This window comes from Erythrobacter crassostreae (assembly GCF_019204045.1).
In the GTDB taxonomy this organism is placed as follows: Bacteria; Pseudomonadota; Alphaproteobacteria; order Sphingomonadales; family Sphingomonadaceae; genus Erythrobacter; species Erythrobacter crassostreae.
In genome coordinates this window covers 2,102,242-2,121,179 of sequence record NZ_JAGSPC010000001.1, presented here as the reverse complement: position 1 = coordinate 2,121,179, position 18,938 = coordinate 2,102,242, and the positions used below count along the sequence as shown (strand labels likewise).

Here is an 18,938-nt window from a genome sequence, read left to right as displayed (position 1 = left end):
AGCGGTTAGTCAAAACCACCTGGCCTGCTTTTCAAACGGTCGGGCTTCACTGGTTCTTGGATCGCGTCGAATTGATAAATTGGCTTTTCGTTGCACACATCGCATAGGATCTCGGAATGGCCCGCGCGCTTTATATCCATTGGCCCTTCTGCGAGAAGAAATGCCCCTATTGCGACTTCAACTCGCATGTGCGTGAAACAGTCGACGCAGTTGGGTGGCAGAACGCATTAGTCGCAGACATGCGGGCGGAGGCCGAAGTTGCGGGTGGCGAGAGCTTAACTTCTATCTTCTTTGGCGGCGGTACACCTTCATTGATGCCGTCTTCATTGGTCGAAGCACTCTTGAACGAAGCATCGGATTTGTGGGGCTTTGACGAGCGCATTGAGATAACACTCGAAGCAAATCCGTCCTCTGTCGAGGCGGCAAATTTTGAAATTCTCGCCAGCGCTGGGATCAATCGAGTGTCGCTGGGCGTGCAATCATTGCACGATAAAACGCTTAAATGGCTGGGCCGCCTTCACGGAGCAGAAGAGGCACTGAAAGCGCTTGAGATGGCTCAAGCAAGCTTCAACCGTGTCAGTTTCGACCTGATTTACGCCTTGCCTAACCAGACTCCAAAGCAGTGGGAGAAGCAGCTGTCACGAGCGTTGAGTTTTGGCACCAACCATCTGTCGTTGTACCAATTGACGATCGAGCCAGGCACGCGTTTCGCCACAGATGTGCGCCGCGGACTATTCGACCCTCTCAATGATGACGCTGCCGCCGAATTGTTCTCACTCACACAGGAATTGACGCACGCCGCTGGTTTGCCTGCCTATGAAACCAGCAATCATGCCTGCATTGGAGAAGAGAGCCAGCACAACCTCACCTATTGGCGGTATCAAGACTATGCCGGTATCGGGCCGGGAGCTCATGGTCGGCGGGGCGGATTTGCTACCACCCGGCATAAAAAGCCGGAGAACTTCTTGGATGCTGTTGCCAAGCGCTCCCATGGCATTGCCGAGCAAAGAATGCTCAGTGTTAGCGATCAAGCCGCCGAGGCGCTTTTGATGGGCCTTCGGCTCAATGAAGGCATTGATTTGAGCGCGATGTCTACCCGTTTCGGCTTGTCCGCTGCGGCGCTCATCGAACAAGACAAACTCGCCCAGTATGTTGAGCTTGGCATGATGTGGCAGGAGGGGTCACGTATTGGTGTCGCCGCTCCGGGAAGACCACTCCTCGATGCGCTTTTGGGTGAGATTGTTGGTGACGCTCTGGTGACCGCATGAGCCGCGAAGACATTCTCGGCGCGTGGCATTCCTATCTTTCCGACAGCAAGCGGCGATCCGCTCACACGGTGCGCGCTTATTGTGCTGCCGCAAAACGTCTTACGGCGGCGCATGATCTATCAAGTTTCAAAGAAGTCGCGCAGATTGAAGCGCACGATTTGCGCGCGCATCTTGCTGCGAGGCGCGCCGATGGTCTGGCAAACACCAGTGCGGCGCGAGAATTATCCGCATTGAAGGCCTTTATCGCTTTTGCTCGGAGCGAAAGCGGCGATCCTGATCCTGCTGCCCCGCGCGTTCGTGGACCACGATTGAAGAAGGGTCTGCCCCGCCCCATCACCCCGGATGAAGCGGTGAACGTCGCCGATCTGGTCGACGGAACGGCGAGCGATGACTGGATCGGCGCGAGAGACCGCGCGGTGTTGCTTTTGATGTACGGTTCCGGCCTGCGCATAGCCGAGGCGCTTTCATTGAAGGGCAGCGACACACCTCTGCGAGAGACGCTTCAAATCACGGGTAAAGGCGGCAAGCAACGTTTGGTCCCGGTATTGCCAATAGTTCGGGATGCGGTTGCAGAATATACCGGTGCATGCCCTTACCCGATCGATCCGGCGGAAACGCTTTTCCGAGGCGCGAAGGGAGGCGCGCTGTCGCAAGGGATGGTGCAGAAAGCGATGGCGAAGGCCCGCCGCGCGCTCGGCCTGCCCGACACCGCGACGCCGCATGCGCTCAGGCATTCATTCGCCACCCATTTGCTCAGCGCGGGCGCGGACTTGCGGAGCTTGCAGGAGTTGTTGGGGCACGCTTCGCTAGGGTCGACGCAAATTTACACAAAGGTAGATGCGGCGAGCTTGTTAGAGAATTACCGCAAAGCGCATCCGAGAGCGGAGAAAAGTCGAAAATAGTTCCAAGACCGAAAATTGCAGCTATTGGGTCGCTGCAATAATGACATTCAGGAACTTTCCGATCGCGCGCGCATCCCGGTCATCAAAATCGTCACGCATGGCGGCAAATGCATCGTGCAACGTTTCCAGATAAGCATCTGCCCTTGTGTCTTTCTGATCATAGAGCTGTGCTATTGGGCCCGCGATCAAATCAAGAACGCACTCAACCTCAGATACCTTAGATAAGCACATGTTATCTTGCATGACTTTGAGGACTTCTTCAGCCCCAAACTGATCTAAATTAGGTCCCGACATTCGATTTTGCTCTCGTTTCAATCGCATCCCAGATCATTCCCGCCGTGTCGGTGCCGTTGAACTTATCAATCGCCACAATCCCCGTTGGCGATGTGACGTTGATCTCCGTCAGCCATTTGCCGCCGATTACGTCGATACCCACGAAAGTCAGTCCTAGCCGTTTCAAATCCGGCCCCATCGCATCGCAAATTTCTTGCTCGCGCTCGGTAAGTCCCGTCGCTTCCGCGCTTCCGCCCATGGCCAAATTGCTGCGGAACTCGCCTTCGCCCGGAATGCGGTTGATCGCGCCCGCCACTTCGCCGTCGACAAGCACAATCCTTTTGTCGCCTTCAGACACTTCGGGGAGGAAGGGTTGGACCATGTGGGGCTCTGGCCATGTTTGATTGAACACCTCGAACAATGCGGTGAGGTTGTCGCCGCTATCTGGTACTCGGAAGATGGCTTTGCCGCCGTTTCCGTGGATCGGCTTCACAACCACAGCGCCGTGCTCGGCCATAAAGCGTTTCACTTCATCAGATGAACGCGTGATCAAAGTCGGCGGCATAAAGCGGCGATAATCGAGCACCATCACTTTTTCCGGTGCGTTGCGCACATTGGCTGGGTCGTTGACCACCAAAGTCTCGTCCTTGATCCGCTCCAGCAGGTGCGTCGCGGTGATGTAACCCATGTGGAATGGCGGGTCCTGACGCATCAGGATAACATCGATGTCCTTGCCCAGATCAAGCCGCTGCAATTCACCCTTCGCGAAATGATCGCCTTGGATCCGCTGAAGCTTCACCGGAGCGCATTCCGCAAACAGACGGTCATTGGCGTCTAGCGTCAGGCTTTCGACATGATATTCGAAAACCTCATAGCCGCGTTCCTGTGCAGACAGCATCAGCGCAAAGGAGCTGTCGCCAGCGATATTAATGTCTTCGATTGGGTCCATCTGAACCGCCACGCGCAAGGTCATGCAGAAATCCTTTGGTATTCGCTCTTAAGGTTGAAACGCGTTTGTGATGTGGCGTGGCACAGAGCCAGGCGCAAGGAGGATCACGTCGATCCGCAAATCGTCATCCGGCTGAGCGTATTTGTGAGCGACAGCTTCGGCAGCGGCGGCAACCCGCAAAAGCCGGCGTTCGTCGATGGCAGTATCAAGATCAGCGGCCCGTTTGCGCCATTTCACTTCGATAAAGGCAGTGAGCCTATCCTTTCGCGCAATCAGATCGATTTCGCCAACAGGCGTTTTCACCCTTTCGGCCAGAATTCGCCACCCTTGCCCGACAAGCCACTGCGCCGCCTGAGCCTCCCCCTCACGCCCTTTGCGCTCGGCGATTTCCCGTTTCGCGGTCATTGAGATTTGAGCTCAACTGCACGGGTGTAAAGCGTTTGACGATCAATGCCGGTGGCTTTGGACACTTTCGCGGCGGCCTTACTTGGGCTGACTTCCTGCAACGCCTCACGCAAAAGAGCGTCAGGATCAGCCGTCGATATTGATACATCCGGAGGGCCGATAAGCAGCACAATTTCGCCTTTCGGAGGGTGCGCCGCGTAATAGGTGGCTACATCCGAAGCAGTCCCAGTTCGGCATTCCTCGTGCATCTTGGTCAGTTCTCGCGCCACAGCAACTTCTCGAGTTGGCCATATCTCGGCAATCGTCTTGAGACTTCTTTCAAGGCGCGGACCCGTCTCATAGAAAATCAGGGTTGCGGCGACATTGGCGAGTTCTGACAAAACATCGCCCCGCGCCTTTTCCTTCACCGGCAAAAAGCCGGCGAACAGGAAGCGATCATTGGGTAGGCCGGCAAGTGTAAGGCCGGTTATCGCGGCACACGCTCCCGGAAGGCTCGTGACCGTGACACCCGCCTCGCGAGCATCACGGACAAGTCTATATCCCGGATCGGAGATAAGAGGCGTTCCCGCATCGCTAACCAAAGCCACAGGCTGCGACCGCGCGAGATCAAGAATTCCCTCTCGCTGGCGGTCCGATGCATGATCATCATACCGCATCATCCGCGTATTCACGCCGCAATGTTTCAACAATTTTCCGGTCACTCGCGTATCTTCACACGCAATTACCTCACACCGACGCAGCACGTCGACTGCACGAACCGTTACATCGCCAAGATTGCCAATCGGCGTGGCTACAATATAAAGCCCTGCTTCTAGAGGTTTACTAAGGGCTGATTCAGGGTCGGGCGTGTTCATAAGACGCCATCTTTGGAGCAGCGATCAGGGGTCGGCAAGAATGAACAGTTTGGGCAGTCACGTTTCACGCGTATTTTCAAAGCGAGCGCTCGCTATCGCAGGGACAGCATTATTGCTTGGCGGGTGCTCCGTCATTCCGAAAACTGGCCCTTCGCAAAGTACCGGACCTGTTGCCGCACCAACGCCGGAGCCTAGTGCAACTGCGCTGCCAAGTGATGCGACCCGTCACCGCGTTGCGCTGCTCGTGCCAATGGGCGGCAATACATCTGCTGTCGGACAATCGCTCGCCAATGCGACGACGATGGCGCTGCTTGATACGAACGCAAACAACCTGCGCATCACGACATATGACACATCGAAAGGTGCAGGCGCCGCTGCACGTCGCGCCATCGCTGATGGCAACAAACTGATCCTTGGCCCGTTGCTCGCCGAAAATGTGCCTGCCGTCCAAGCCGCTGCCCGTCCTGCGAATGTGCCCGCCATCGCGTTTTCTAACGATACCCGTGTAGCAAGTGCAGACGTTTTTCTGATGGGTCATGTGCCTGAACAGTCTATTCGCCGCTCTGTTGCCTATGCGCGCGCGCGCGGATCGAACAACTTTGCAGCGCTAGTGCCCGAGGGCACCTACGGTCAGCGTTCATTCGATGCGCTCACCAGCGCTCTTAATGACTATGGCGGTAACCTGATTGGCTCCGCCCAATATGCCCGCGGAAACACTTCGATTGTCAGCGCGGCACAGCGGCTTCGTTCGGCTGGCGGATACGACACTGTATTGATCGCCGACGGCGCACGGCTGGCGGTTCAAGCGGCGGGCGAAGTTAAGAAAAGCGGTGCCGAAGGAACACGTATCCTTGGCACAGAGCTTTGGAGCGGCGAATCTGTCCTGACCCGTTCCAGCGCGGTCAACGGCGCGATCTTTGCTGCAGTTTCGGATCGACGGTATAAGAGGTTTGCCGACAGTTACGAAGCGCGCTTTGGCAACAAACCCTATCGGATCGCAACACTGGGTTACGATTCGGTTTTGCTGACCCTTCGCGTGGCCCGTGATTGGCGCGTTGGGAGAGACTTCCCGACTTCAATGCTGTTCGATCGAGGTGGATTCCTAGGCGTCGATGGCCCATTTCGCTTTGGTCGCAACGGGATTGCAGAGCGCGCTTTGGAAGTGCGTGAAGTCCGCAGCAACAGCGTTGTCCCGGTCGAAGCAGCTCCGACAAGCTTCTCAAACTAGAAACCGGCGCAAAACCCGAGCAAAACAGCCCACCTTCGCTTGTGAGCGGGCGTCGCCGTGTCCATATCATGGACATGTCCGACGATCTTTTTGAAAACACGCCGACATCGAGCGGCGATTACGACTCCTCCTCCATCGAAGTGCTGGAGGGGCTTGAGCCCGTACGGCGGCGACCAGGCATGTATATTGGCGGCACGGATGACCGCGCACTGCATCACTTGGCTGCTGAAGTGCTCGACAACTCGATGGACGAAGCTGTCGCCGGTCATGCCAACCGGATCGAAATGCGCCTCGATGAGGGAAACCGCCTGACCGTATCGGACAATGGTCGCGGCATTCCCGTTGACGAGCATCCCAAATTTCCGGGCAAATCGACGCTTGAGGTGATACTTTCAACGCTGCACTCTGGCGGTAAATTCTCAGGCAAAGCCTATGCGACAAGCGGCGGCCTTCACGGCGTTGGTGTAAGCGTGGTCAACGCGCTGTCATCTGACACTCGTGTTGAAGTTGCTCGGGACAAGAAACTGTTCGCGCAGGAATTCTCGAAAGGTCAGACGCTTGGAAAGCTCGAAGAACTGGGCGCAGCACCAAACCGCCGCGGCACCCAAGTCAGCTTCACTCCTGACACCGAAATTTTCGGCGACCGCCAGTTCAAACCGCATCGCCTGTTTAAACTCGCGCGTTCAAAGGCGTATCTATTCGCTGGCGTTGAAATCCGCTGGAAATGCGCCGAGAGCCTGACAAGCGAAGAAGTACCGGCGGAGGCGACTTTCAAATTTCCGGGTGGACTCGCAGATCACCTTTTCGAACAAATCGGCGGCCGCGAGTGTGTTACGGCCGAACCGTTCGCTGGCAATCAGGATTTTCCTGAAAATGCCGAGGGACAGGCCCAAGGCAAGGTTGAGTGGGCCATAGCCTGGCCGCTCTTCTCTGACGGATCGACCAGCTGGTATTGTAACACCGTACCGACGCCTGACGGCGGTACCCACGAGCAAGGTTTGCGTGCAGCCCTGACCAAGGGCCTGCGCGGCTTTGGTGAACTCACCGGCACCAAAAAAGCCAAAGACATCACTGCCGATGATGTGATGACGGGCGCCGAGATAATGCTCAGCGTGTTTATCCGCGATCCTCAGTTTCAGTCACAAACAAAGGACAGACTGACTTCACCGGAGGCAGCGCGTCTGGTCGAAAATGCGGTTCGCGATCATTTCGACCATTTCCTGACCGACAATATGGAGCGCGGCAAAGCGCTGCTTGGCGAGGTTATGGAGCGGATGGACGAGCGCCTGCGTCGCAAGCAAGAGCGAGAGGTCAAACGCAAGACTGCGACTAACGCCAAGAAATTGCGCCTGCCCGGCAAGCTAACCGATTGCTCCGGCGAAACCGACAAAGAAACTGAACTGTTTATCGTCGAAGGAGACTCTGCTGGCGGGAGCGCAAAACAGGCGCGCAATCGCAAAACGCAAGCCATCCTTCCTATCCGCGGTAAGATCCTGAATGTTGCGAGTGCGACAATCGATAAAATCCGCGCCAATTCGGAAATCGCGGATCTGGGCCTCGCGCTTGGTTGTGGCACCCGCAAGGACTGTGATGCCGAAAACCTGCGCTATGACCGCGTAATCATCATGACTGATGCCGATGTCGATGGTGCGCACATCGCAACATTGCTGATGACTTTCTTCTTTCAAGAAATGCCAGACATTGTTCGCAAAGGTCACCTGTTTCTAGCTCAGCCTCCACTCTACCGCCTTACCGCTGGTAAGGAGAGCCGATATGCCAGTGATGATGCCCACCGCGACGAGCTGGAAGCAACCGTCTTCAAAGGTAAAAAGGTCGAAGTCGGACGCTTTAAGGGATTGGGCGAAATGAATCCGCATCAGCTTCGCGAGACGACGATGAACCCAGATACCCGTTCTCTAATTCGCATTACACTGCCGCCTGAATTCGAAGAACGTGCGGCGGTAAAGGAACTGGTCGATCAGTTAATGGGTCGGAATCCTGAGCACCGGTTCAACTTTATTCAGAACCGCGCGGGCGAAATGGACCGCGACATGATTGATGCCTGACGACGAAGGCCGCAAATATCCTGATCCCCGAGCAGACGATATCTACGCGGGCGACCGGAGAATTTCGCGGCCTGATGTTTCACTGCCAGATTGGGAAGTTCCCGACACGGCTTACCGGCCAATACCAATCGTGTGGTTCACAGGCGCGTTCATGGTTCAGCTGGTCAGCATCTGTGTTTTCCTATTTGCGCTATCATCTCAAGAACCTTGGCTGACGATCATTATGTCCGCTCTCACCACTGGCGCGATTGCAAAGTGGACTTGGGATCGTGGTATGGAAACGGCGGGAACAGGCTGGAAGGTCGCGACGGTCATCATGTTCCTTTTCAACATGCTATTTGCTGTTGCGGCCTCTAACATCTTCTGAAAATCTAACACCGCGTTGTAAGAAATCTTCAGCGGCAAAGACTAAAGGGGCATGACCAAGCAAGCGGAAGCCCTTTATCACGAAGCCGGTAAGCAATTCGCACCCGCGATCGCCCGGCTCGCTCGGGCAGTTGAACGCGACGCAGAAAAAGCGCGTGACCTTGAACAGGAAATGCACTGCGCGATCTGGACGAGCCTCGCACGATTTAAAGGCGAAAGCGCACTTAAAACATGGGTCTACCGTGTCGCGCATAATGTCGCGGCCGATCACATTTCAAAAGCAGCGCGCGGCCCGAAGAAAGTGCCTCTGGAAGAGATTGATATGCTTCCATCGGCCAGCAACCCCGAAACCAAAGCTGCCGAGGCGCATGCTCTTGACCAAATTGCGGAACTGATCCGCCGATTGCCGCCCTTGGATGCCCAGGTGATCGTGCTCTGGCTCGAAGGCGAAAGCGGCGCTGAAATTGCCGATATTACCGGCATGTCTTCTGGCGCTGTCAGTGTCCGCATTCACCGGATCAAGGCGCTTTTGGCTAGTCATTTTACCATCCCAGAAAACGTAGGAGCTCCTGAATGAGCACGCCCCCCCTCCCCGAGTGGTGCGAAGCCGCACCCGAAGCGGCCTTTAGCGCGCCTTCTGAATGCACTGTCCGCGCAAACGCCTTTGAACGTCGGATCCGGTTCCGCAATGTCACCGAGTATGTCGCTGGTGGATTTGTTGCTCTGGCATGCGGCGCCGCTGCTGTGGCGGCATTCTGGAAAGGCGAGCCATTGATCGGTATTTCAATGGCGCTTGTCGTTGCAGGCTCGCTTTTCGTAATGTGGAGCCTTCACAAGCGTGGGAGCAATCTCACGCGTCGCCCGGAGGATCCCTGCATCACGCACCTCCGTCGCCAATACCAACGGCAGTATGACGCTCTGCGCGCAGTACCGAAATGGTACCTCGGTCCGTTTATACCTGGCATGCTGATGTTCTATGCCGTGACGACGGTAGAGGTCGCCGAATCCAACGGCTGGGCAGAGGCCTTGTCAGGCATCGTCGGACCGGCCTCGGCCACTATCGCGATCTTCGGCGGAGTTGCGTTGGCGAATTGGTGGGCAGCTCGCTCATTGAAGGCAAAAATCTCGTCGCTTGATGCTCTGGCTTGATCGGGGCTTCTGGATTAGATTTACACCGAACTGGAGAAATTTGATGACCCCGCTCAAGAAAGCTCTCGCAGCAGCCACGCTTGTTACCGCTCCGTTGGCCCTGCCCATCTCGCATGCGGCAGCTCAAGATGCCCCGAGTTCAGAGGCTGAGCCTGTCGCTCCGATCCAGATGAGGAGCGAGCAGGTGGTCGCGCTGGTCAACGGCGAGTTGGACGTGCCCCTTGAGGAGGTTTTCACAGAAGGGTTTTTGCAAGCCGTGCCGCCCGCACAGCTGACAGGGCTTTCCGCGCAGCTAACGAGCCAATTTGGCCGCGCTCTTGAAGTCGAAACACTTGAACCTGATACAGGAACGCGCTCCGCATTGGCTATCCGGATGGAACGGGCCGTTGGTCGAGGCGGCATCGCAATTGATCCACAAGACGGCAATCGTATCAACGAACTGCTGTTCCGCAGCTTTGACCCGCTCAACGATTCCGCTGAGAAAATCATCAACGAGTTGAATGCCCTCCCCGGAAATGTTGGCGCCTATTTTGGACCACTTGACGGAACCAATCCGGCCATCAGCATCAATCCAGATGAACAGTTTGCGATTGGCTCTACATTCAAGATTTATGTGCTCGCAGCGCTCAACCGCCGGATAACGAGCGGAAAAGAGGCTTGGGATTCGACAACCGATCTTTCCATTACACGTCGCAGCTTTCCCAGCGGGATGATGCAGGATTGGCCTGACCCGGCGCCAGTCACACTCCAGACGCTTGCGACGATGATGATTTCAATCAGCGACAACACCGCAACGGATACCCTTATGCGTCACGTCGGGGTTGATGCGGTCATCGATGAAATGATCGCGAGCGGCCATTCCACACCCGCAAAGAATGTACCATTTCTCACCACAAGAGAAATGTTCGCGCTCAAGGCGGCAGGCGATGAAACACTCACTCAATATCGAGCGGCCTCGGTGTCTGACAAAGCAGAAATCCTGCATAGACTGAACGACAGCGACCTAGATGTGAACCGCATCCAGTCCACGTTTTCGGGAGGACCCGTGGCGTTGGATGTGGAATGGTTTGCCAGCCCGAACGACTTGCGAAAGCTCTACATCCACATGCTCGACCAGGGATCTGGCGTCCCTCTCAAAATCATGAGCGTCAATCCAAGCATGGCCGACAATGGTTGGCAGAATTGGGCGAGTGCGCATTACAAAGGTGGCTCAGAGCCCGGCGTGCTCAATCTTACTTGGTTGCTTTATACGAAGGCCGGCCTTCCATATGTGCTCACTCTCAGCTGGAACGATGCGGATGCAAACCTCGATGAGACTGCGCTTGAGTTAATCGCTCAAAGGATCATGGCGCTTCCTCTGTAAGCATCGTCAGATCACAGCATACATCATACTCTTGCGTGCTGGGCCGCTGCCCCCTATCGCCCCCCAGCAAATCAGTTTCGAATGCGGACCAATCAAAGGGACACCATGACCGACCAGCAGAGCTTTGACGGAACCAGCGACTACATCGCAACCGACGATCTTAAAGTTGCGGTGAACGCAGCCGTGACCCTGCGCCGTCCGCTCCTGGTCAAGGGCGAGCCCGGAACAGGTAAGACTGTTCTTGCTCATGAAATTTCGAAAGCACTCGGCGCACCGATGATCGAATGGAACGTCAAATCGACGACCAAAGCCCAGCAAGGCCTCTATGAATACGATGCAGTCGCCCGCTTGCGTGATGGCCAGCTTGGCGAAGAGCGCGTCCATGATATTCGCAACTACATCAAAAAGGGCAAACTATGGGAGGCCTTTACGTCTCCGGAATTGCCCGTCCTGCTGATTGACGAAATTGACAAAGCTGACATCGAGTTTCCAAATGACCTCCTGCAGGAACTCGATCGGATGAGCTTCGATGTTTATGAAACGCAGGAACGTATCGAAGCAAAAGAGCGCCCGATCGTAGTCATTACTTCGAACAACGAGAAGGAACTGCCTGACGCGTTCCTTCGCCGCTGTTTCTTCCACTACATAAAATTCCCCGATCGTGAGACGATGCAGTCGATCATCGATGTGCATTATCCAGATATTCAAAAGACCCTCGTTAAAAAAGCGATGGATATCTTTTACGAATTGCGTGAAGTTCCGGGACTTAAGAAAAAGCCTTCGACGAGCGAACTACTCGATTGGCTAAAGCTTCTAATGAACGAAGATATGCCGCTTGAAACATTGCAGGATTCCAATCCAAACAATGCGATACCGCCTTTGCACGGTGCATTGCTCAAGAATGAGCAAGATGTAATGATGTTCGAACGGCTCGCATTTATGGCGCGTCGCAACCCGACTTAAGCCACATTTGAGTCTTTTGCAGTTTGCCCGGCGGGATTGATTTTCCGGAGCGATAGGTATTGTGTAGTCTACTTCATGGGATGGGAGTGGGGCTATGAAACTATTTGCGCAGTACAGTTCGAAATCGAAATTGATCGTGGCACTGTTAGGCGGCGCCAGCTTGCTCGCCTCGTGCAGCGCGGAAACCGAAGTAGACGGCGAAGCATCTGGTGATGTCTCATTCTGCACTTCTCCCGCCCCGATGCCAGCGGGCTATGGATACCCTGTTTCTGAGACTGAGGTCGCAGAATGGGTGGCCAATCGTGATGAGCAGGCGGCCCGCGAACACGGTTGGAAACTGTTTGCCGGACTTCAAAGCGAAGCGGGTGACGGCTGGGTTTGGCGGAGCTGGTGTACCGAGACACAGGCGTTTGCGATGACAGGAGATGACCCTTCAGATAGCAACGGCACTGGCAAGCAGGCGATGCTCGCGGCCCAAAGTGAGGCGCCGATGCGTGCTTTCAAGCTCGACAATGGCTTAACCAGCGGGGAAGAGCCGATCAATTTTGAAGATGCGCCGAAATACGCCGTCCCTCAGCCCGTGCTGGACAAATACTCCAATTCCGAGTGCTTAGTGAATAAGCCAAACCAACCGGTTAGCCTGGCCAACGGTCCTACATTCCAGAACAATGGCGACATCCTGATCGCTGGCGTCATTTACAATGCATCCGCATTTGGCTGGATCCGCGACACCAAGATTTATGATGCATCTGTCTTGCAAGGGATGAGGCCTGCATCGGACATGACGAAGCAAATCGATCCATTTCCAAGCGAGGCAATCGCGCTCAAACCAATGCTCTGGCCGATCAAAGGTGCTGGCTACACAGCGGTGCCTGTCTGGGATGATCTTTCCGAAGATTATGGCCGCTATTCCGGCTTCGAAATCCAATCTCAATGGCCGCGCGCGGTTGCTGTCACCACGTCTATCAATTCTGATGGGCCGGTAACAGTTACGATGCTGGAGCAAGAAGGCGTGACCCAAACAGTCGGCGGCGTTGCGAAGCGGCTTGGTCCGAACGTTTATGACGATGCACAGCAGGTAAGTGTAGACGATTTTTACAGCTTCACACCCGACCTTGGTACCATCGATCAATGTGACAATGCCTTACTTGATCGGTCTGCATATTATGCCTTTGGCCGGATGTTTGAACAGGGTGATATGCTTGCTCTGGTCGCGATGCACATTCAAACAAAGGAACAACCGGACTGGACGTTTCAGTCCATCTGGTGGAGCGATCAGCCTAATGATGGCCCGTACGCTGCAGACCGACCCAACATTCCCGAGGCAAGCGGTCCGTGGCAGAACTATTTGATGGCCTCGACCTATGGTTGGCCCGAAGTCGAAGGTGGCAGCACTTGGCCTATCGCTTATAATCCCTATATCGAATTGGCAGCCGCCCATCCCATAAAGACGAATTGCCTAAACTGCCATCAGCGCGCTTCGTTTCCAGGGCAACCAGACAGCTATCTGCAAACCGGCGGTCCAGGCGCGCTCGATGTCTTTACCTATGAAGGCAATGAAATCTTCGCAGGCCTGATCGGTACCGATTCCCTGTGGTCAATCTCAGATCGAGCGATCTGCCCGGATGGCACAAAGCCCCCCTGCAAAACCGAGTGATCAGTCGAAGCTATAGGCCACCTCAAAATCGCCCCAGCGGCGGCCTTTGATAAACAGCGGGATATAGACATTGCGGACCACGATGTAGCGCTCTCCGTCGCCTTCCTGACGGTAGACGGCCATCATGTACGGAGCAGTGCTTTTCTTGGCAGCGATATCGCAACCTTCGAGCAATATCCGTCCGTTACGGCAGTACGCTGTATCATGCGCCACATCACCGGTCGGCTTGCGAGATTTGGCACTCAAGTGCGTAGGTAGAAACCCGTTCATGTCGGTGCAGGCAGCGGCGATTATTTGCGGGTCGCCGGCCTTTGCTTCATCCAGCAATTCCTGCCAGTTATTATCCGCCCAATCGGAGAGTTTGCTGCGATAGAGCTGCGGATTGGTGCCGGGGACCTCGACATAATCTTGGTCGAAGAACGCCGCTTCGCTTACCTCGCCTTCGTCGATAGCTTTTTCTGCGCGTGCCACGAACTCAGCGAGCCTCTGTTGTGCTTTGTCGACCATGGTGCTGTCCTGCGGCGATAGATCCGCGTGGACAATCCGATCAAACATTTCACTCGCGGTCAGTTCAAGCTCTTCCATCTTGCCCTGAGCACCTTCGAGTTCGGTCTCGTTCAACCGGGCGGCCTTGTCGAAACTGATCAGAACGTCCTGAACCGCGTCAACATGACTGCTGATCGTGCCCGTCGAACGAGCGATAACGTCATTCTGCTTGTCGACTTCTTCGACTAGCTCGCCAACGCTCGAAATCGTCGATTCAATGCGTGAGACAGATGCTTTCGCTTGGCTGCTTGCTTCCGAACCAGCTTCAATACGGCCGATGACTTCGCTTGCTTCTGACCCAAGTGCTTCGACTGTTTGGGAGATTTCTTCTGTTGCCTTGCGCGTATCATTCGCAAGGCTCTTCACCTCGCTGGCAACAACCGCGAATGTGCGGCCCGCATCGCCTGCGCGCATCGCCTCGATAGTGGCGTTAAGAGCCAGGATATTTGTAGTTTCGGCAATGTCATCAATGTCCTGCGCACTGCGACGCACCTGTTCCATCGCGGCTGAGAAACTGGTGACATGCTGGCCGAGAGTGTCGACGAGGTCCAACAGACCGTTAATCTGACCAAGCGATGACTGGATTAGCGCGGTGCCCTCGCCCAGTCGCTCGATAGCGCGCTCTGACAAAAGTCGAGCTTCGTCACTGGCTTCTGACACTTTTGCCTGATCCGCCTCAAGCGCAGCAACCGTTCCGCGCAGCGCCTCATGCTCTTCGCGCAAAGTTTCCGAAGATTTGATAACTCTTTCGACGACACCTGCAACGTCGGTGCAGCCCACGGTAACCGCGCCGCAACTCTCTGGAATTTTGTCGAGTACAGAAGCGCTCGCGGTGTCGATTGTCATTGGCTTCATAATGTGGCCAGCCCTTTGTGGCATTCCCGTATCCAGCTGGTGAGTAAGCGTTGATGGTTAGCGAAGGTTTAACTCGGCGTAACTCAATGACGTTAAAAGCTAGAAACCCTCCCTTTACGCAGCTACACGAATTTCATGTTTTTCAATTTTATGGATGAACTGCGCGAAGCAGGTATCGGCGCGAGCTTCAAAGAGCACCTCACTCTGCTTGAAGCTCTCGAAAAGGACGTAATCGAACAAACGCCTGAGGCATTTTATTACCTCAGCCGTGCAACCTTCGTGAAAGACGAAGGGATGCTGGATAAATTTGATCAGGTTTTCCATAAAGTCTTCAAAGGGATCATGTCCGATTATGGTCAAAATCCAGTCGACATCCCCGAAGATTGGTTGAAAAATGTTGCCGAGAAATTCCTGACTGAAGAGGAAATGGCCGAGATTGAGAAACTCGGCGACTGGGACGAGATTATGAAGACGCTGAAAGAGCGTCTTGAGGAACAGGAAAAGCGCCACGAGGGCGGAAACAAATGGATCGGCACCGGCGGGACCTCTCCGTTTGGTAACTCCGGTTACAATCCCGAAGGCGTCCGGATCGGCGGGGAGAGCAAGCACAAGCGCGCGATCAAAGTTTGGGAAAAGCGCGAGTTTAAGAACCTCGACAGCACAAAAGAGCTTGGCACGCGCAATATCAAAATGGCGCTTCGCAGATTGCGCCGTTTTGCCCGCGAAGGCGCTGCGGATGAGCTTGATCTGGACGCGACGATCGATGGCACCGCAAAGCAGGGTTGGCTCGACATTCAGATGCGGCCAGAACGGCACAATGCGGTGAAATTGCTGCTCTTCCTTGACGTGGGTGGGTCAATGGACCCTTTCATCAAGCTTTGCGAAGAGCTGTTCAGCGCCGCCAATGCGGAATTCAAAAATCTCGAATTTTTCTACTTTCATAACTGTCTCTACGAGGGCGTTTGGAAGGACAACAAACGCCGTTGGCAGGAAAGGACCAAGGTTTGGGACGTGCTGCACAAATACGGCCACGACTATAAAGTGATCTTTGTCGGTGATGCCGCAATGAGCCCCTATGAGATTACGCATCCCGGCGGCTCGGTCGAGCATATGAACGAAGAAGCTGGCGCGGTTTGGATGCAGCGTGTGACGAACACCTATCCAGCGACAGTTTGGCTCAACCCGGTTCCCGAGAAGCAGTGGAGCTATTCTCAATCAACCAAAATGCTCAAGGAATTGGTGAGCGACCGCATGTATCCGCTGACACTCGAAGGGTTGGAAGACGCGACCCGCGAATTGAGCCGCAAACAAGGGCATTGATCCAAAATAGAATTTTCTCGTTCGTTGTGATATTGAGGGATCATATCAGGGAGAGTTCAAATGCATTACTGGCCTGTTTTAGGCGTCGCTTTTTTGGTGGCTGTACCAGCGTCAGCGGATGATGGTCCGCAAGCCTTACCGCTCGATAACCCCGCCTACTCAAACCCGGCGAAGCCCTGGACTAATTTGAAAGAAGTCCAAGCAACCGAAGCAACTGAGATCGGTGAAACGCTCAGGCAATTAAGGGAAAGTCGGCGCGCATGCCGCGACAGGCTCACGACAGCGCAAGATGACGCGCCGCGTCCAGTAATCGAACCCGATACTGCATCTGCCGACAAACCTCTGTTGATTTACGCCGTAGATCATCGTTCGGAGGGCTGCTCTTTGATCGTTATGAAAGGCAATCCCGATGACGTGCGGCAACTGCCTGAATTGCCATCAGATAAGCCATTACTGCAGCGCGCTGACACGGATCAGTAGAGCAGATGCTCCCTAACAGCCTGCACCCAGGCTGATTCATCGTGCAAAGCCAGCTGATCGAGGTCATCCGGCGTCGCATCTGGATTATCGATCCATTCGCGCAATGACGGGCCGCCATTGATAACATCAATAGCAAGTACATCTTTTGTGTATTCATATTTGAATTCTGCACCGCGCCATATTGGGTAATCGGGATACAATCGCCGTATCGCTTTAAATGCAAGCGCCTGTAACCGCCACGGTTTGAATGCATCGTGATCGTAATGCGGCCCTTCCGCGTGGATCATCAACGCATTGCAAAGCTTTCCGGCATGTTTGTGGAAAGTCGGCTCAAACCAGCAATCGCGCAGGATACAGACATCTGTCCATTCCGGCGCGAGTTTACGCATCTCAATCAGAACAGCCTTTGCATCAATGTCAGGTGCACCGAACAATACCTCTAAAGGTCGGGTCGTTCCCCTTCCCTCGCTGACAGTCGCACCTTCGATCATCACCGATCCTGCATAGGCGCGTGCCATATTGACGCTTGCCGCATTGGGTGAGGGATTGATCCACACCCGCGATGTTGGCCAGCCAAAGCCTTCACCGTTCGGCTCCCAGCCTTCCATTTCAACAACGCGGTAGTTCACGTCGAGATCGAAGTGAGCAACAAACCATTGACCCATCTCTCCAAGCGTTAGGCCGTGACGCATCGGCATCGGCGCAGCGCCCACGAAACTTTCATTACCTGGCACAAGCAATGTCCCCTCAACCGGCCGACCAGCAGGGTTAGGTCGATCCAGCACCCAGACCTCTTTCCCGTGCTTCCCGGCTTCCTCAAGCAAATAGAGAAGCGTCGTCACAAAGGTGTAGATTCGGCAACCAAGGTCCTGAAGATCAAACAGAAACACATCAGCGCTCGACATCATCCGCCCGGTTGGTCGCCGCACTTCGCCGTAAAGCGAAAAGATCGGGATACCGTAATGCGGGTCCATCTCATCCGCGGTCTCGACCATATTGTCTTGTTTATCGCCCTTCAGTCCGTGCTGGGGGCCAAAGGCGCTTGAGATGTTAACGCCGGCCGCGATCAGTGCATCCAGACTGTGAGTCAGGTCTTCGGTAACGCTGGCCGGATGCGCGACAAGCGCGACGCGCTTGCCCTCTAATTCAGCGAGCATCTGCGGATCAGTGAGGAGACGATCTATTCCAAATTTCATGCTTGCCCGATTGGAACAGCATCATCGCAAAGGCAATGGTGTTTACGAAGAAGTCGGCCTAAGCCACGCGCATGGACTGGACCATCGCAATCATCGCTGCCCTATGGGCGATCATCCTTGGCGGCGCAGGCGGCCTGCTCACCGAAATAGGTGACTGGTACCGAAACCTGAACAAGCCAAGCTGGCAGCCACCCGATTGGGCCTTTGGTCCTGCTTGGACAATTATTCTGGGCCTGTCAGCGTGGAGTTTCTATTTGGCATGGACATCCGCGCCAGGGGCAAGCGACCGGACGTTGATCGGCGTATTGTTCGCAATCAATTTTGCGCTTCACCTTCTGTGGTCGCCGCTTTTCTTCAAGATCAAGCGGCCCGACTGGGCGCTGTTCGAGAATGCCTTTCTTTGGCTCTCGGTGCTGTCGCTCTGCGTGTTACTGCCGCAATATTCCACGCTCGCAGGCTGGCTGAATGCACCTTACATCGCATGGGTCAGTTTCGCGATGTTTCTGAACTGGAAAATTGTCGAGCTCAACCGGCCATTCGGCAAAGCTGCAGCGCCTTAGCGTTCTACAATCATTTGACGGCACGCTTCGCTGTGAAAATCCGGCTTGCCCGGTCCAAAAGCGAGCGCCCAATATTGCAACACGCCATTTGGATGTTCGACAATAGCATTCAGAGCCACTTGCGCAGGTGCCGGGAGATCGCAGGCGATGCTGGCTTTCAGGATCAACTCGTTGTTATCGCGAGAGCAAGCCACCGCAATCGCTGTAACCGGCGCGTTTCGCATACCTTCGCGGAACGAAGTGAAATCATAGCAAGCCCACTCGCTGGACGGTGACAGATTGAATTCGCGATAAGACGTGCCGCCGATCGGCTGCCAAAATATCTCGAAACACGTGGTCTTCCAAAGATCATCCACGCGCGCAGATGATGAATGCCCGGGTACTTCAATTCCCGCAATGGTTCCATCCAGCCGAAACTCCGCATCGCAGCCAACATCGGTCGCGGCCAAAGACGCGGTTACAGAACGGATCGGACCAAGATCGCAGGTTTGGTGGAGCATAAGGGGTTGCATCCGTTCCCTATCGCCGAGCGAAAGAA

General features: G+C 54.9%; 20 protein-coding genes. 13 read left to right on the top strand and 7 right to left on the bottom strand.

What is annotated here, in order from left to right:
* Window positions 1–116 precede the first annotated feature (116 nt).
* Both hemW and KCG46_RS10445 read left to right on the top strand, forming a co-directional pair.
* A complete protein-coding gene (hemW, locus tag KCG46_RS10450) occupies window positions 117–1,268 on the top strand; it encodes a radical SAM family heme chaperone HemW (RefSeq protein ID WP_218405160.1) in 1,152 nt (383 codons plus the stop codon).
* Window positions 1,265–2,170, top strand: a complete 906-nt coding sequence (locus KCG46_RS10445; protein ID WP_218405159.1) for a tyrosine recombinase XerC — start codon at window positions 1,265–1,267, stop codon at window positions 2,168–2,170. Before hemW ends, KCG46_RS10445 begins: the two co-directional genes overlap by 4 nt.
* A gap of 21 nt (window positions 2,171–2,191) precedes the next feature.
* Here the strand turns inward: KCG46_RS10445 and KCG46_RS10440 are convergent, their stop codons facing one another.
* Genes KCG46_RS10440 through rsmI form a run of 4 tightly spaced genes read right to left on the bottom strand, consistent with a single transcriptional unit; the run spans window position 2,192 to window position 4,651 of the window.
* Window positions 2,192–2,464 (bottom strand): hypothetical protein, encoded by a 273-nt coding sequence (locus tag KCG46_RS10440; RefSeq protein ID WP_218405158.1) that lies wholly within the window; start codon window positions 2,462–2,464, stop codon window positions 2,192–2,194.
* Window positions 2,451–3,416, bottom strand: coding sequence for a glutathione synthase (gshB, locus tag KCG46_RS10435; RefSeq protein ID WP_218405157.1), 966 nt, complete (start codon window positions 3,414–3,416; stop codon window positions 2,451–2,453). Before gshB ends, KCG46_RS10440 begins: the two co-directional genes overlap by 14 nt.
* Before the next feature lie 24 nt (window positions 3,417–3,440).
* Window positions 3,441–3,797, bottom strand: a complete 357-nt coding sequence (locus KCG46_RS10430; RefSeq protein WP_218405156.1) for a YraN family protein — start codon at window positions 3,795–3,797, stop codon at window positions 3,441–3,443.
* Entirely contained in the window at window positions 3,794–4,651 is an 858-nt protein-coding gene (gene rsmI, locus KCG46_RS10425; protein WP_218405155.1) for a 16S rRNA (cytidine(1402)-2'-O)-methyltransferase, read from the bottom strand. The genes KCG46_RS10430 and rsmI overlap by 4 nt, the downstream gene beginning before the upstream one ends.
* 40 nt (window positions 4,652–4,691) lie before the next feature.
* On the opposite strand from rsmI, the gene KCG46_RS10420 reads away from it, so the two are divergent.
* From KCG46_RS10420 to KCG46_RS10385, 8 genes are all read left to right on the top strand, one after another.
* The gene (locus tag KCG46_RS10420; protein ID WP_218405154.1) at window positions 4,692–5,879 is read left to right on the top strand and encodes a penicillin-binding protein activator; all 1,188 of its coding nucleotides are present in this window, start codon (window positions 4,692–4,694) and stop codon (window positions 5,877–5,879) included.
* Between the two features lie 74 nt (window positions 5,880–5,953).
* Window positions 5,954–7,945, top strand: a complete 1,992-nt coding sequence (gene parE, locus KCG46_RS10415) for a DNA topoisomerase IV subunit B (RefSeq protein ID WP_218405153.1) — start codon at window positions 5,954–5,956, stop codon at window positions 7,943–7,945.
* Window positions 7,938–8,312, top strand: a complete 375-nt coding sequence (locus tag KCG46_RS10410; RefSeq protein ID WP_218405152.1) for a hypothetical protein — start codon at window positions 7,938–7,940, stop codon at window positions 8,310–8,312. Before parE ends, KCG46_RS10410 begins: the two co-directional genes overlap by 8 nt.
* A gap of 51 nt (window positions 8,313–8,363) precedes the next feature.
* Entirely contained in the window at window positions 8,364–8,888 is a 525-nt protein-coding gene (locus KCG46_RS10405; RefSeq protein ID WP_218405151.1) for an RNA polymerase sigma factor, read from the top strand.
* Complete coding sequence (locus tag KCG46_RS10400) at window positions 8,885–9,460, top strand: hypothetical protein (protein ID WP_218405150.1); 576 nt, start codon at window positions 8,885–8,887, stop codon at window positions 9,458–9,460. Before KCG46_RS10405 ends, KCG46_RS10400 begins: the two co-directional genes overlap by 4 nt.
* A gap of 43 nt (window positions 9,461–9,503) precedes the next feature.
* Window positions 9,504–10,823: a serine hydrolase gene (locus KCG46_RS10395; RefSeq protein WP_218405149.1), complete on the top strand. Its 1,320-nt coding sequence runs from the start codon at window positions 9,504–9,506 to the stop codon at window positions 10,821–10,823.
* A 105-nt stretch (window positions 10,824–10,928) separates the two neighbouring features.
* Window positions 10,929–11,786 carry an AAA family ATPase gene (locus KCG46_RS10390; protein WP_218405148.1) on the top strand — a complete coding sequence of 286 codons (858 nt, stop codon included), beginning with the start codon at window positions 10,929–10,931 and terminating at the stop codon, window positions 11,784–11,786.
* Window positions 11,787–11,880: 94 nt separating this feature from the next.
* Window positions 11,881–13,443, top strand: a complete 1,563-nt coding sequence (locus KCG46_RS10385; protein WP_218405147.1) for a hypothetical protein — start codon at window positions 11,881–11,883, stop codon at window positions 13,441–13,443.
* Here the strand turns inward: KCG46_RS10385 and KCG46_RS10380 are convergent, their stop codons facing one another.
* Window positions 13,444–14,835, bottom strand: a complete 1,392-nt coding sequence (locus tag KCG46_RS10380; protein ID WP_255551862.1) for a methyl-accepting chemotaxis protein — start codon at window positions 14,833–14,835, stop codon at window positions 13,444–13,446.
* Between the two features lie 144 nt (window positions 14,836–14,979).
* On the opposite strand from KCG46_RS10380, the gene KCG46_RS10375 reads away from it, so the two are divergent.
* Together KCG46_RS10375 and KCG46_RS10370 are read left to right on the top strand one after the other, a co-directional pair.
* On the top strand, window positions 14,980–16,164 hold the full coding sequence (locus KCG46_RS10375; RefSeq protein ID WP_218405145.1) for a vWA domain-containing protein: 1,185 nt from the start codon (window positions 14,980–14,982) through the stop codon (window positions 16,162–16,164).
* 60 nt (window positions 16,165–16,224) lie between these two features.
* Window positions 16,225–16,644, top strand: coding sequence for a hypothetical protein (locus KCG46_RS10370; RefSeq protein ID WP_218405144.1), 420 nt, complete (start codon window positions 16,225–16,227; stop codon window positions 16,642–16,644).
* Here KCG46_RS10370 and KCG46_RS10365 read toward each other — a convergent pair.
* Window positions 16,638–17,840 (bottom strand): exo-beta-N-acetylmuramidase NamZ family protein, encoded by a 1,203-nt coding sequence (locus tag KCG46_RS10365; protein ID WP_218405143.1) that lies wholly within the window; start codon window positions 17,838–17,840, stop codon window positions 16,638–16,640. The genes KCG46_RS10370 and KCG46_RS10365 overlap by 7 nt on opposite strands.
* 71 nt (window positions 17,841–17,911) lie before the next feature.
* Here KCG46_RS10365 and KCG46_RS10360 point away from each other — a divergent pair, with 71 nt between their 5' ends.
* The gene (locus KCG46_RS10360) at window positions 17,912–18,400 is read left to right on the top strand and encodes a TspO/MBR family protein (protein WP_218405142.1); all 489 of its coding nucleotides are present in this window, start codon (window positions 17,912–17,914) and stop codon (window positions 18,398–18,400) included.
* Here KCG46_RS10360 and KCG46_RS10355 read toward each other — a convergent pair.
* Entirely contained in the window at window positions 18,397–18,900 is a 504-nt protein-coding gene (locus KCG46_RS10355; RefSeq protein ID WP_255551861.1) for a DOMON domain-containing protein, read from the bottom strand. The two genes, KCG46_RS10360 and KCG46_RS10355, sit on opposite strands and share 4 nt — an antisense overlap.
* Window positions 18,901–18,938: the final 38 nt, after the last annotated feature.

Bases quoted from the DNA above. Each gene is read 5' to 3' on its own strand.
- KCG46_RS10380 (WP_255551862.1), bottom strand. From the start codon at position 14,835: ATGACAATCGACACCGCGAGCGCTTCTGTACTCGACAAAATTCCAGAG.
- KCG46_RS10420 (WP_218405154.1), top strand. From the start codon at position 4,692: ATGAACAGTTTGGGCAGTCACGTTTCACGCGTATTTTCAAAGCGAGCG.
- KCG46_RS10405 (WP_218405151.1), top strand. From the start codon at position 8,364: ATGACCAAGCAAGCGGAAGCCCTTTATCACGAAGCCGGTAAGCAATTC.
- KCG46_RS10355 (WP_255551861.1), bottom strand. From the start codon at position 18,900: ATGCTCCACCAAACCTGCGATCTTGGTCCGATCCGTTCTGTAACCGCG.
- KCG46_RS10365 (WP_218405143.1), bottom strand. From the start codon at position 17,840: ATGAAATTTGGAATAGATCGTCTCCTCACTGATCCGCAGATGCTCGCT.
- KCG46_RS10430 (WP_218405156.1), bottom strand. From the start codon at position 3,797: ATGACCGCGAAACGGGAAATCGCCGAGCGCAAAGGGCGTGAGGGGGAG.
- KCG46_RS10440 (WP_218405158.1), bottom strand. From the start codon at position 2,464: ATGTCGGGACCTAATTTAGATCAGTTTGGGGCTGAAGAAGTCCTCAAA.
- gshB (WP_218405157.1), bottom strand. From the start codon at position 3,416: ATGACCTTGCGCGTGGCGGTTCAGATGGACCCAATCGAAGACATTAAT.
- KCG46_RS10445 (WP_218405159.1), top strand. From the start codon at position 1,265: ATGAGCCGCGAAGACATTCTCGGCGCGTGGCATTCCTATCTTTCCGAC.
- KCG46_RS10390 (WP_218405148.1), top strand. From the start codon at position 10,929: ATGACCGACCAGCAGAGCTTTGACGGAACCAGCGACTACATCGCAACC.
- KCG46_RS10400 (WP_218405150.1), top strand. From the start codon at position 8,885: ATGAGCACGCCCCCCCTCCCCGAGTGGTGCGAAGCCGCACCCGAAGCG.
- rsmI (WP_218405155.1), bottom strand. From the start codon at position 4,651: ATGAACACGCCCGACCCTGAATCAGCCCTTAGTAAACCTCTAGAAGCA.
- KCG46_RS10370 (WP_218405144.1), top strand. From the start codon at position 16,225: ATGCATTACTGGCCTGTTTTAGGCGTCGCTTTTTTGGTGGCTGTACCA.
- KCG46_RS10410 (WP_218405152.1), top strand. From the start codon at position 7,938: ATGCCTGACGACGAAGGCCGCAAATATCCTGATCCCCGAGCAGACGAT.
- parE (WP_218405153.1), top strand. From the start codon at position 5,954: ATGTCCGACGATCTTTTTGAAAACACGCCGACATCGAGCGGCGATTAC.
- KCG46_RS10360 (WP_218405142.1), top strand. From the start codon at position 17,912: ATGGACTGGACCATCGCAATCATCGCTGCCCTATGGGCGATCATCCTT.
- KCG46_RS10395 (WP_218405149.1), top strand. From the start codon at position 9,504: ATGACCCCGCTCAAGAAAGCTCTCGCAGCAGCCACGCTTGTTACCGCT.
- KCG46_RS10375 (WP_218405145.1), top strand. From the start codon at position 14,980: ATGTTTTTCAATTTTATGGATGAACTGCGCGAAGCAGGTATCGGCGCG.
- hemW (WP_218405160.1), top strand. From the start codon at position 117: ATGGCCCGCGCGCTTTATATCCATTGGCCCTTCTGCGAGAAGAAATGC.
- KCG46_RS10385 (WP_218405147.1), top strand. From the start codon at position 11,881: ATGAAACTATTTGCGCAGTACAGTTCGAAATCGAAATTGATCGTGGCA.